The sequence below is a fragment of the Paenibacillus sp. CB74 genome (genome assembly GCF_055687625.1).
This window is the reverse complement of sequence record NZ_CM146009.1, coordinates 870,083-882,231: the sequence shown is the minus strand read 5'-3', so window position 1 is coordinate 882,231 and position 12,149 is coordinate 870,083. Positions and strand designations below refer to the sequence as shown.

11 protein-coding genes are annotated in these 12,149 nt (G+C 44.2%); 4 read left to right on the top strand and 7 right to left on the bottom strand.

Features of this window, described 5'->3' with window-relative positions; genetic code table 11:
• Positions 1-86: 86 nt before the first annotated feature.
• On the bottom strand, positions 87-1,511 hold the full coding sequence (gene lpdA, locus ACX9NY_RS04030; RefSeq protein WP_339256188.1) for a dihydrolipoyl dehydrogenase: 1,425 nt from the start codon (positions 1,509-1,511) through the stop codon (positions 87-89).
• A gap of 224 nt (positions 1,512-1,735) precedes the next feature.
• Between lpdA and ACX9NY_RS04025 the strand changes: the two genes are divergently transcribed.
• Both ACX9NY_RS04025 and ACX9NY_RS04020 read left to right on the top strand, forming a co-directional pair.
• Complete coding sequence (locus ACX9NY_RS04025; protein WP_472477175.1) at positions 1,736-2,053, top strand: DUF2627 domain-containing protein; 318 nt, start codon at positions 1,736-1,738, stop codon at positions 2,051-2,053.
• A 63-nt stretch (positions 2,054-2,116) separates the two neighbouring features.
• Positions 2,117-2,464, top strand: coding sequence for a potassium channel family protein (locus ACX9NY_RS04020; protein ID WP_192133999.1), 348 nt, complete (start codon positions 2,117-2,119; stop codon positions 2,462-2,464).
• An 8-nt stretch (positions 2,465-2,472) separates the two neighbouring features.
• Here ACX9NY_RS04020 and ACX9NY_RS04015 read toward each other — a convergent pair whose 3' ends face one another.
• Entirely contained in the window at positions 2,473-2,685 is a 213-nt protein-coding gene (locus ACX9NY_RS04015) for a hypothetical protein (RefSeq protein ID WP_472477173.1), read from the bottom strand.
• Between the two features lie 175 nt (positions 2,686-2,860).
• Between ACX9NY_RS04015 and ACX9NY_RS04010 the strand changes: the two genes are divergently transcribed.
• Positions 2,861-3,460, top strand: coding sequence for a thymidine kinase (locus tag ACX9NY_RS04010; RefSeq protein ID WP_339235429.1), 600 nt, complete (start codon positions 2,861-2,863; stop codon positions 3,458-3,460).
• Positions 3,461-3,579: 119 nt separating this feature from the next.
• Here the strand turns inward: ACX9NY_RS04010 and ACX9NY_RS04005 are convergent, their stop codons facing one another.
• The 5 genes from ACX9NY_RS04005 to ACX9NY_RS03985 all read right to left on the bottom strand — a co-directional run bounded on the left by ACX9NY_RS04005 (position 3,580) and on the right by ACX9NY_RS03985 (position 10,895).
• Positions 3,580-4,056 carry a hypothetical protein gene (locus tag ACX9NY_RS04005; protein WP_017687614.1) on the bottom strand — a complete coding sequence of 159 codons (477 nt, stop codon included), beginning with the start codon at positions 4,054-4,056 and terminating at the stop codon, positions 3,580-3,582.
• A 533-nt stretch (positions 4,057-4,589) separates the two neighbouring features.
• The gene (locus ACX9NY_RS04000; protein WP_472477170.1) at positions 4,590-5,240 is read right to left on the bottom strand and encodes a hypothetical protein; all 651 of its coding nucleotides are present in this window, start codon (positions 5,238-5,240) and stop codon (positions 4,590-4,592) included.
• 331 nt (positions 5,241-5,571) lie between these two features.
• Positions 5,572-6,609, bottom strand: a complete 1,038-nt coding sequence (locus tag ACX9NY_RS03995; RefSeq protein WP_472477168.1) for an NAD(P)/FAD-dependent oxidoreductase — start codon at positions 6,607-6,609, stop codon at positions 5,572-5,574.
• A 159-nt stretch (positions 6,610-6,768) separates the two neighbouring features.
• The gene (locus ACX9NY_RS03990; RefSeq protein ID WP_472477166.1) at positions 6,769-8,739 is read right to left on the bottom strand and encodes an AraC family transcriptional regulator; all 1,971 of its coding nucleotides are present in this window, start codon (positions 8,737-8,739) and stop codon (positions 6,769-6,771) included.
• 191 nt (positions 8,740-8,930) lie between these two features.
• The gene (locus ACX9NY_RS03985; protein ID WP_472477164.1) at positions 8,931-10,895 is read right to left on the bottom strand and encodes an ABC transporter substrate-binding protein; all 1,965 of its coding nucleotides are present in this window, start codon (positions 10,893-10,895) and stop codon (positions 8,931-8,933) included.
• Positions 10,896-11,184: 289 nt separating this feature from the next.
• On the opposite strand from ACX9NY_RS03985, the gene ACX9NY_RS03980 reads away from it, so the two are divergent.
• Positions 11,185-11,910, top strand: a complete 726-nt coding sequence (locus ACX9NY_RS03980) for a hypothetical protein (protein WP_339235444.1) — start codon at positions 11,185-11,187, stop codon at positions 11,908-11,910.
• The last annotated feature ends 239 nt before the right edge of the window (positions 11,911-12,149 follow it).

Genomic DNA, 12,149 nt, shown 5'->3' with positions numbered 1-12,149 from the left:
TAACCTGGTACTAAGACTTGGCTTAACCTTATTATAATCCCTTTTACCCAAAAAAGGAAAGAACCTTTCTCATAAGCCTCTTTGGCTTACATTCCAATGGCCTTTCCATCGACCGCCAGCATGGCTTCACCCATGATTTCCGACAGAGAAGGGTGTGGATGAATGGTTTGGCCGACTTCCCAAGGTGTCGCATCCAGCATCTGAGCCAGTGAAGCCTCAGCGATCAATTCCGTCACATGGGTGCCAATCATATGTACCCCCAATATATCATTCGTCTTGGCATCTGCGATCACCTTCACGAATCCATCACGACTTCCGTGAATGAGCGATTTGCCAATCGCCTGAAACGGGAACTTGCCTGTTTTGATGTCATAGCCACGTTCTTTGGCTTCACGCTCGGTGAATCCAATGCTGGCTGCTTCCGGACGTGTGTACACACATCGCGGTATACGGTGGGATTCAACGGCATGTACCGTTTCCCCTGCCAAATGATTGACAGCGAGAATGCCTTCATGACTTGCCGCGTGCGCAAGCTGTAGACCACCAATGCAGTCGCCAATGGCGTAGATGTGACCTTCACCGGTCTGTAGCTGTTTGTTCACAGCAATGAAGCCACGCTCCAGCTTGATATCTGTATTTTCGAGTCCGATATTTTCGACATTGGCCTGACGTCCAACCGACACGAGCATTTTCTCCGCTTTCAGCGTTTCCTGCTTTTCGTCACCAAGCTGCACATCAATCTGGATGCCATCTGTATCCGTGCTATAGGTTTCCGTTAGCACTTTGGCTCCTGTCAGGAAACGAACCCCCCGCTTACCAAGCAATCGTTGCATCTCTCTTGCAACATCCTCATCCTCTGCAGGCAGCACGTGAGCAGCAGCTTCTACCACCGTGATGTCTACACCAAAGTCATTCAGCATGGATGCCCACTCCAGTCCAATCACACCACCGCCGACAATAATAAGTGATGCAGGAAGCTCGTCCATACGCAGTGCTTCGTCACTGCTCATAATAAACTTGCCATCCGGTTCCAGCCCTGGCAGCACACGTGGACGTGAACCAGTAGCAATAATGAGATTGGTCGGCACAACCGTATCCATCTCCCCATCTTCAAACTCTACAGCGACCGCTCCGCTCTGCGGGGAGAAGATGGAAGGTCCGATCACGCGACCGTTCGCGTGTACGACCTGGATTTTATTTTTTTTCATCAAATATTGAACGCCCTGATGGAGCTGCTCCACAATCGCATCCTTACGCGCCTGTACTTTGGGAAATACAAGTGTGGCTCCAGCTGTCTCAATACCATACGTCTCGCTCTCCTGAATCTCGGCGTACACTTCCGCGCTTTTCAGCAAAGCTTTGCTCGGAATACACCCACGATGCAGACAGGTTCCGCCGAGCTTGTCCTTCTCAATAATAACGACCTGTTTTCCTAGCTGTGCAGCTCGGATTGCGGCTACATATCCACCAGTTCCTCCTCCAAGAATTGCTACATCACATGTAATTGGCATCTCTCATGCTCTCCTCTATGAATCAAATTTCAGTATCATTTATGATGGCTTGAATCATGGTTTGGCTTATACCCTCTATATGCCATTGTACTCTCCTTGAGCGGTCAACTCAAAGTTTGAACCAATCACACATGGACAGCCCAAGCATTCCAAGCTATGATGGAATCAGGTATGATCTGTAAGCGTAACCTTTATTTAATGTCGACTTTGGCAGAAAGGGTATAATGCTCATGAATACAAGATTGGTATTTGCGCGATTTTTGGCGATTGTTGTTCTGGTCATCCCCGGTTTAATGGCAATGAAGGGTTTTCTGATGATGAAAGACGCCCTGTTCCTATATTATGCCGAGCACGGGAACGAACTGATTTCACCAGGATTCCAGTGGCTTTCCTTTGGCGGTGGACTTGTCCTGTTTGCCGCAGGTATGAGTTTTCTGGGAGGCTGGATCTTGTTCCGTGACCGCAAGCGTAATTATGTAGGTCCCCGTTTCCGATCCAAAAATGTACCCGAAAAAGCAGAGACGCCCGGAAGGACTCGTTGAGTCCGGGCTTTTTGTGTGTTTTTACAACACACCGCCTACTTTACATAGACAGGATGGATCATCATGGTATCATTTTTAATCACGTTACAACGACTGCTCAAAGGCATTTTCCATGCGTTCAAAGACCCCAAGTTTCTGGCTTTGTTCGCGTTAACGGCAGCAACGTTGCTGTCAGGCACTTTGTTTTACACTCGTGTTGAAGGTTTGCACTGGATCGATGCATTATACTTCTGTGCGGTTACTCTGACTACGGTTGGACATCCTGAATTTGTGCCATCCACCGGATTCAGTAAAGCCTTTACTGTCATCTACATGTTTGCAGGCATAGGTCTCACCTTTGCCATGATTGCCAGAATTACAGCAGGTATTCTATTCCCTCGCAAATTAAAGACAGAAGAGGACCCGGAGTAATCTCCGGGTCATTCGTATAAGGCATCCCTCAGTTTGGTAGACATACGTGATTCTTTGGAAGAAGACTTCAGGATCGTTCTGCGCAGCATCAGGTTACTTGCCTGCAGTCGCTCCGCTTCTGCGAACAGTTCTGCAAATAAGGCCTGCGTCGCTTCATCCAGTGATGCCTGCTCTTTCAGGCTTTCATATCGTTCTTGAAGTGATGTTAATACTTCACTCATCGTAAACACCTCTTTTCATAACTCCTAGTAACAGCTGCCGGAACCAACGGCTTAACATTCCATATAGTAACACAAAGCTGCACAGATTAGTTCTGGCTCTTACCAAAGATTTTGTGGTACTCTGTAATGGTCGCTTTTTTTGTTGAATCCCGTATGTGAGAGGAGTAGCAGCACCGTGCAAACAGGACGTATTACCGTAATTACTGGACCCATGTTCAGTGAAAAGTCCGGTGAACTCATTCGCCGTTGTCAGAAATTAATTCAATTTGGCCGTAAAAAGGTTGTGGCCTACAAACCAGCCGAGGATGATCGGTTTGCCCAAGATGAAATCGTGAGCCGAATTGGTTATCGATTGCCTGCTCATTCCATTCCCCGGCAATTAACCCCGGAATCCGTAGAAATGATCCTGAATCAAACCATAGATGCTGATGTTGTTGCATTTGATGAAGTACAATTTTTCAGCAGTGCCATCATGGAACTGGTCTCGGAGCTAGCCTATTGTGGCAAACATGTTATTGTGGACGGACTTAATATGGATTACCGTGGTAAGGAATTCGGATATATCGGCGGTTTGCTTGCCATGGCAGATGACATTGAGAAACTCTCGGCTTTCTGTGCCGTATGTGGTAGCCCGGATGCTGCCTTTACGCAACGTATCGTCAATGGGGAACCCGTTACCTTGGGTCCGGTTGTTATGATTGGCGATTCAGAAGCTTACGAGCCGCGCTGTCGTTGCTGCTTCATTCCTCCTCACAAAGTTGAATGCTCATCATAGTTTCTAAATGATCTCTAAGATCCTCCAAAAAGCCCTTTTTGGGCTTTTTTTGATTATCGCAGCGAACTTTTGCACAAAAAAGCACCGCTTTGCAGCGATGCTTACAGGATCACTTCCCGCTAGTCCCGGGAAACAAAATATTTGTTGGTCATGTAGTAAGCGTCACCACGCGACGTTTCCACCATTCCTTTTTTGGCATCCAAAAATACAATCTCTTTACACTTTGTGCAGTACCATTTCGTGCGCTTGTATGGAGATTCCGTCACGTAAGCCGTGCCGCATTTACAATCAATCTTCATTAATAACTCGGTTGATTTATAAGCACTGGACAGGCGTTCCAGGTTATCCTGTTGCTGTGTAGGCATAATGGTCTGCTGATAATCCGATAGATGATTCTGAACCTTAAAGTCTGCTACCAATCCTGCATTCAATCCAAAAAACTCCTTGCCGATTTCGGTCACGAAGCGCTTCTCATTTCTGTAGCAATCCAGCCACTCAATAATCTGCTTATTAGACAGTGGAACCGTACCCTTGATACCGCTGTTTAAGGTGTAGGTCATGATGTATAAAGTATCGTCTTGTCTACCTGAGTACATTAGAATCCTCCTTCGAATACATTTGCTAATGTACTACAAAAACGCGCATAAATCAAAAAATTCTTATTTCCTGAGCGCATCTCTTCTTATTAAATGGGAAACATTCCTCTTTCATCCGCCAAAGACTTACAAGAACTGCATACACCTGAAACATTTCCCTGCGGTGCCGCATAATGCACGACCGATCTGACGTTTTTCTTACATATGGAACAGTAGTGCCTCCTTTCTTTTTTTGGGATATAGTCCGATAGCTTCACTACATTTTGGTTCTGTCGGAATCGTTGTAAGAAGCCCAGCCATTTCATCTCGCTTCACTCTCTCTTGTTCGCTTACCTCGTAGTCATTTTTCGCTTTTGGTTAAAAATTATCGCGCCTTCTGTTATGTATACGATTCCAAGTTGTGCATGCCTATCTCATAATCTATTCGACGTTTTGGGCGTTTTTCCTGTTTTTAATCTCTACACATATAAAAAAAACCGACATAACCTGCTTTCCTTCCTTTTGGAAGAACAGTATTTTAGTCGGTTCCCACCTTATTTATAAAAAGTTCCCAGAACGTCCAGCTCTGGTGAGCGCTCAATTCGAAACGGGTAGATATACCCCTGATTCATTCGGGTAAATTTGCGACTCCACAGATCCAGTCCGGATGTGAACTGATAGGCCTGATATATAAACTTGGAACAGTAATTACGCTCAATACTGCGAAGATTGGTCTGCAAACGGTAGAATTTCACCTGCTTGTAATGGTCCTGTACCCAACCGGCTGCTTTCATGCCTGCCTCACTCAGCCTGGAACGGAATACAATGAAGCGATCTCCTTCATAGAAACGTGTGAGATACCACTCTAATGAATCAGCAAATACAGGCCCATAAGGATGCACATGATACACTTTGCCGTCCAGCCCAATAATCCCCATATGCCCGGCGTAATACGTTGATTCCGAACTTGGTGTGTACACAATATCTCCAGGCTCCAGCTTCATCTCGCCTAATGCGTTAATGGGCAAGTCCTGATGCAGCCGTTTGGCTGCTGTACGTTCACGCCGTCCTTCAACCAACAAGCGATGAAGTGCCCCGGCAAGTGCAAGATATATTTCAGACCATTTGATCTTTTTTTTATCAGATCGTTTGAACCACTGCTGGATGAAGGTGAAACCTCGCTGTGGCTGTGATCCCTTTTTCATACGCTGCACTCCACTCTCATCTATTTATTGGATTTATTGGATCTATATATAAAAATTATTTTCACTGCCACTACGATGACAGAATAATCTTCCAATCGCTATAATCCCCAGACTTTTTCTATCCTCTCCGTTATTGTGTAAATGATTATTTCAGATGATGTTTTTGTCATTCTAATGTATCTCAGGCTTATTATAGACATTTGGTAGCACATGTTCAATTCGGCAACCATTGTGTCTGTTGAAATTATGCCTTCTTATTACCCATTTTATGCAAAAAAGATGACTTCGGGATTAACCCGAAGTCATCTTACTCGTATCTTAATGTAACCCTCTATTCTTCTACAACACCAAGGGCTTTATTTTTCTCCTTAAAGCGACTGTTATGGGAAGAAACATAAGCCACTTTTTCCGCTTCAGGGTCCATGTAAAGCTTTGCACTATTCACCGCAAGAGCAGCATCAGTGAAAGTACCCGCAATCAGATAAAGTTTACTACCATAATCTACAAAATCACCTGCAGCAAATACGCCCGGTATATTCGTTTGTAATCTCTCCGTTGTAGTGACGTGCCATTCGCCAAGGTCAAGTCCCCAATCCCGAATTGGACCAAAGTCACTCTTCATGCCATGGTTCACAATGACAGCATCTACTTCAAGCAGTTCAGTCTCGCCCGTGTCCACATGTGAGATGGTCACTTGTTCAATCACATCGCCACTCATACTATGCAATGTCTCTACCGCATAAGGTGTACGGACATCTACTGAGGATTCTCTCATGCGCAGTACATTACGCTCCAACCCACCAAAACGGTCACGACGATGCACAACTGTCACTTGCTCTGCCAATGCTTCCAGTTCATTCGCCCAGTCTACAGCAGAGTCGCCTCCACCCGAGATCAGTACCCGTTTCCCCCGGAATGGCTCGAGTTCCTGCACGGTATAGTGCAGATTGCTAACCTCATAACGGTCAGCACCTTCAAGCTCCAGCTTGGCCATTTTATATATACCATATCCGATTGCCATAATGACGGTACGTGTCCAGTGTTGTTCACCTGTTGCAGAAGTTAACAGAATTGTGCCATCAGGTTGACGCTCGAATCCTTCGATCTGTTGTTCGAACACAAGCGTTGGATCGAAAGTTCGTGCCTGTACTTCCAATTGTTTAATCAGATCCTCACACAGGATTGGTGTCACACCCCCGACGTCCCAGATCATTTTCTCCGGATAAAATAACATGCGACCGCCTAATCTGTCCCGTGCCTCAATTAACTTGGTCTTCATATCCCGCATGCCGCTATAAAAGGCAGAGTACATGCCCGCAGGGCCACCGCCGATAATGGTTACATCATAGAGTTCCAACTGCTGATTCATATTAAAAATACCTCCGTTAATTCGATCCAGAACATCGAGTATTTGATATCGATTCTCATTATCACTTAAATCCTAGTGTAATGGTAATCTTATCAAAATACAATGGCTAAAAAACAAACATTTCTTGTACAAAACATTTACGAACTACTCTGTACTCCACTATTGCGCTCTTGGAGCCGCCAACAGCTTTTCAACGACAAAATCAAGTTGTTTATTGATTGAATAGATATCTGAATAGTAGAAGAAATCAAAATCAATTTCAATCAGACGACCTTCCTTGATCGCAGGGATGCTGCTCCAAATTGGATTATCCGTCAAGTTATCTGCCCCATCGTATACAGAGCGAAATACATAGTCACCGATATATTCAGGCAGTACTTCCATAGAAATACTGGAGCCAGCTGCCTCCGAAACCACATCAATTTTTTTCTGTACAACCTCAGGCGCTTTCATTCCCAAGTACTCATATACCGCCTGAGATCCTCGGCCAAACTGTTTGCTCTCTACAATGACCATGCCTTTCAAACCGCCCTCCACAATGGAGATCGTTTTGTCCAGTATGCCTGCATCTGCAAGAGTTTTCTTACTCTCTTCTACTTTGGTTTTGAGATTGAGGAGTAACTTCTCGGCTTCCTGCTCTTTGCCAAAAATACTCGCTATACTATGCAGTCTTTCTTCTGTTGTCATTTTCTCGTACGGAATATATACAGTAGGTGCAATATCCTTTAATAACGTATATGTCTCTTCAGAAGGAACAATGATCAGATCCGGATCAAGATCAATGACAGCTTCAGGATTCGGTTCAAACCAGGTACCCAGTGCATTTACACCTTCAAGCTCACTCTTGTACGCAGCCCCTTCATATACATCTGAGGTAGCGATCGGCTTAACCCCAAGGGCAACGACATCTCCCTGGAGATACAGAACAACAACCCGTTTGGGGTCAGCTGGGACAACGACCTCACCCTTAACCGTCGAGACCGTGCGTGTTTCATTGTCTTTGTTGGTCTGGTTTCCTGTGTCTGATGACACGGTCGTACTGCTGTTATTGGAACTGGCACCCGTTCCTTCGCCAGCTGTTGGTGTGGTTGTACCTGAAGAGCAGGCTGAGAGCAGCATCGTGATGCTCAATAGAGCCACCATAATCATACTTGAACTTGTTTTTCTTCTTTTCATTGGTGTAGACCCTCCGTCTATATATTGATAATGATTCTCATAATCAATATATCCTGACTTCCATCTACGGCCAATGGACGATTCAGATATTTGTAATGGATGATCCTCTGCTCTCGCTTCTTCTCTCCTATTTCGTTGATACTGGATTGGTGAGATCCCCACATGTTTTTTGAAGATACGACTAAAATAATACACATCCGAATAACCCACTTCTGCTGCAATTTCACCAAGCGTTGCATCAGATCGTACAAGCAGAGTACGAGCCTTGGCAAGTCGAGTCTGAATTAGATAATCAATCGGACTGTAACCCGTTTTTCGTTTGAATTGCATGGATAAATGACGAGAGCTGTAGTTGAATTGTTCAGCCAGAGAATCAAGCGTGACCTGTTCCCTGTAATGGTTCTGTATGTAACGAAGTGTTTGTTTCACCGGATCAGCATGTTCTGTTTTGATCTCTTGCTCTGTTAGCTGAATCAGCATTTCATGAATGAATTGGTAAAATAAACTTTTCGTATGAAGCAGATCCAGACTGCCGGACTGTGCCCATGCATCTTCAAGCTCATCTAGGTAACGTAACAGTCCAAGCGGACTATTCGGCGTAAAACCATATTGCAAAGAGAACGGTGCAACCTCAGGCTGTGTCAACAACCACGTTTTGCGATAACCAGGAAAGGCAAGGAATGCTCTGTAATAGAGCAGTAGATATTCCAAATCTTCATTGGTTTGAATATCCAATGAAGCACCCTTGGCCCCATGAAGCATGAAAAATCGCTCTGCCTTGTATGCTCGTCCATCCAATTGAAGCACAGCCGATCCTCGGATTGTATATATAAAACCATTTGCCGGAAGTGTGTAGGAACTCAGTTGTTCCCCCGCCTCCATAACGATCCGGCGTATATCCAGAACCTTAACAGCGGCAAGATTCCAGCATTTTATCTGTTCATCTATTTGCATCAATTACTCTCCAATCCCAGCCTCATCCGGAACAAAGACCTTACAAGGCATCATTCTGTCACACATCCGACAACATATGCGGAGCAGAGTTTCACTAATAATATACTTTTATTATAAATGATAATAATTTTCATTATCAACTGTAATTTTAGAGTGGAGTTGGATTTCATCTCATCAAGCACTTGTTACGCTTATTTTGGTTCAGAGATCTTCGTAAACCACGCGGCCAATTCCTCTGTTTGATCCAATGTTGCAATGGGATCAAAGTACCACGAACGATCGGGGCTCCAGATAAACACACGATCATTTTTAACCGCATCCAATGAGCTCCAGACCGGTATTAATTTCAACTCTTCGAGAGTCAGATTATCTGCTGTAAGAATGATGTAGTCACCAGCAAATTCAGGAATTGCTTCTGAGGATACTTCCACTAGTTGATCCTTCATTAAGATCTCTTTTTTATCTGCAGGAGGATTCAAACCAAGCGCACTGTAGACTGCTTGACCTCCCCGACCAAAATTATCACCAAAAGCTAATGGGCCTTTATCATTGAACTGCATGACCGACACCTCGGCTGCTTGATCAATCGCCTCACCGACACGCTTCTTGGCATCTGCAATTCTTGCATCATAATCGGCTAACCATGCCTCAGCTTCTTTTTCTTTATTCAGCACTTTACCAAAATAGGCAATCTCTTCGTGGGTGTTTTTCAATTCGCCAAATGGAATAACTAACGTAGGTGCAATTTTGCTAAAGGAATCAAATAAATCAGGATTACCTGTCACAATCAGATCCGGCTCAAGTTCCAACACTTTTTCGAGAGAGATCGTTTCGTATTCGCCAATATTTTGCACACCCTCAAGTGACTTGATAAAATAAGGATTCTTGAGGTTCAACTCGGGTGTACCCACAGGTTTGATCCCCAGGGCAATTAGGCTCCCTAGATACAAGTCAACCACAATCCGTTTAGGTTCAGCAGGAATTGTAACATTTCCCTTCACCGTTGAGATTGTACGTGGTTCAGATGTTTTGCTTTCACTCTCTCCTGTTGCTGTTTTCGTGGAACTTGACGCACTATTGTTTCCAGATGCATCCACGTTTGAATTACTCGCAGTGCCTGTAGAGCAGGCACTTAACAGTAATGTAAGACTTAGTAGAATACTCAGCAGCATTCCCGTTCTTGTCTGTCTGTTCATTTTGATTGACCCTCCATGCTTATATTGATAATGATTATCACCATCACTATAAACATACCTTCCACTTCCGCCTCTGAAAATGTCATTTCGCGCCACGCTTGATGTCAGATCAGGCCAATATAAGGGTTCTGAGGTCTTCTCTTTGAATTGCAAAGGAGAAAGACCTGTATGTTTCTTGAACATACGTCCCAAATAATAACCATCCGGATAACCGATACCGGCTGCAATCTCATCCAACGTGGCGTCCGTTTGCAGCAACATCTCCTTGGCTTTGAACAACCGAAACTGAATCAGATAATCGATGGGACTGGTTCCCGTCGACTGCTTGAACTTGCGTGACAAGCTTCTTGGGCTGGTGCCAATCATGTCTGCCAAAACATGAAGTGTAAGTGGCTGGGTATAGGAAGCCTCTACAATTTCAATAACTTTGCTGACTTGATCCATCATACTTGGATAATAACGATTGGATACAAGAGGAACCTGTGACGATATCTGCTCCACAAATGCATAAAACAAACTCTTGACCTGAAAGTGCTGAATGGGGTTCTTTTGCTCCCACAAAAAACGCATCTGCTTCAATTGCTCATATAGAATGGTTGGCATATCGGGGGTAAAGCCATAGTTCAATCGAAACGGATTGATACGCTCCATTAACCTTCCCAGATCGGTTCTTCCTCTGCTAGGTAGGTTAGCTTTGTACATCAAGTAATAGAAGCGCAATCCGGCTTCGCCTGCTTGAATCACCAATTTGCTCCCTTTACCGCCATGGAGAATATAAAAGCGACTCACTTCATACGTTGCGTTGTCAATCATCACTCCAGCTTCACCCTGAATGGTGAGCACAAAGGTACTTGCTGGAAATTTGTATTTCATCTCTTCATATGCCTCTAATTCCATGTAACGGATATCTGCAATACTCACCGCAGCATAGTTCCAGAGGATATAATAATCATTCCACATTTTGCTAACCCAACTCCGTCTTCATGTATTATGTCTTGATTTCCACCCACTTATTGATAACCATTATCAATTAATATGATGAAGTATGCAATACAAGCGAGGTTAATCAGACCATTCTGACTGACATAAAGCTATTCAAATCCTTCTCTTAACATCCGATATATGTAAATAGAACCATGATTAAGAGTAGAAGGAGTACAGAAAATATGAATTCAATCTCATCTGCAACCAAAAGCAGTTTCACTCCCGGGAATCAAGTCTCCAGTCGGGATAAAGAATTCAGGGACTTATGCAGCAGAAGGTCCGGCTCAATGAAGAAATACAAGGGGTAAAAACCAATGATGAGTTGGATACCAAAACCAAAGCTCAGCGGATTAAATCCTTAACAAGCTCCATATCCCAGATCGATAGCCAAATTGCTCAGATTAAAGCAGAGGAATTGCAAGAGAAGAACAAATTAAGACAGCCCGAAAAGACTCAACAGCAACAACCCAAACCAAGCGATGAGACACAAGCCCCTTCACTGGATCATCTAATCAAACATAGTCAGACTTATGATCAATTGGGTAAGCTCGTCGGTTTGCGTGATCGCATGCAGGGCTCCATTCAGACCACTGAAGGGGAGACCCGCTTCGACCGACTCGTTCTGGAGATCAATCCTCCTGCAAATAGTTCTGATCTCGGCAAATCAATGATGTTGGAAAACTCAGAGCGCACCGTCTTTCAGGCAAAACGAGAGGTTGTTCAGGACATCACTTCTCAGCTCAGCAAGGTCAATCAAAAGATTGGCGATCTGGTGAAAGAAATTCATCAGCCTGCACCTAAAGAAACAACACAACCTCCGATCTCTGCAACATCTGGAGAAAAAGATCAGGAAGTAAATGAAGGAAAGAAAAAGGAAAGTAAGGAGCCATCAGATGTGGGAGCCACGAATCAGAAATCCGGAAACGGCACGCAAACTCCGGCTTCCGCCTCTCCAGCCGCGTCATATCCATCTGTAGATATTCGAATCTGAGTACCTTTTGCTCAAACATACTTATATGTATACATATTAGGGTTGAGGTGTTTTGTTTTCACAGCAAAGTTCTCAACTCGCATCCAACGATAGAAAAACCACTATTACAGGTGAATAACTCCTGATAAGTAGTGGTTTTTCTGCATTTCTGCATATTAATGGTATGGGTATTAAAACGATGCTTCACTTCTTGAGGTTCATTCTGTCCTCTATATTCTCTTATAAATGTATGTTTCAAT

What these genes read in the sequence shown, in the direction of transcription:
- lpdA (WP_339256188.1), bottom strand. Translation starts at nt 1,511, where the DNA reads ATGCCAATTACATGTGATGTAGCAATTCTTGGAGGAGGAACTGGTGGA.
- ACX9NY_RS04025 (WP_472477175.1), top strand. Translation starts at nt 1,736, where the DNA reads ATGCTCATGAATACAAGATTGGTATTTGCGCGATTTTTGGCGATTGTT.
- ACX9NY_RS04020 (WP_192133999.1), top strand. Translation starts at nt 2,117, where the DNA reads ATGGTATCATTTTTAATCACGTTACAACGACTGCTCAAAGGCATTTTC.
- ACX9NY_RS04015 (WP_472477173.1), bottom strand. Translation starts at nt 2,685, where the DNA reads ATGAGTGAAGTATTAACATCACTTCAAGAACGATATGAAAGCCTGAAA.
- ACX9NY_RS04005 (WP_017687614.1), bottom strand. Translation starts at nt 4,056, where the DNA reads ATGTACTCAGGTAGACAAGACGATACTTTATACATCATGACCTACACC.
- ACX9NY_RS04000 (WP_472477170.1), bottom strand. Translation starts at nt 5,240, where the DNA reads ATGAAAAAGGGATCACAGCCACAGCGAGGTTTCACCTTCATCCAGCAG.
- ACX9NY_RS03995 (WP_472477168.1), bottom strand. Translation starts at nt 6,609, where the DNA reads ATGAATCAGCAGTTGGAACTCTATGATGTAACCATTATCGGCGGTGGC.
- ACX9NY_RS03990 (WP_472477166.1), bottom strand. Translation starts at nt 8,739, where the DNA reads ATGCAAATAGATGAACAGATAAAATGCTGGAATCTTGCCGCTGTTAAG.
- ACX9NY_RS03985 (WP_472477164.1), bottom strand. Translation starts at nt 10,895, where the DNA reads ATGTGGAATGATTATTATATCCTCTGGAACTATGCTGCGGTGAGTATT.
- ACX9NY_RS03980 (WP_339235444.1), top strand. Translation starts at nt 11,185, where the DNA reads ATGCAGCAGAAGGTCCGGCTCAATGAAGAAATACAAGGGGTAAAAACC.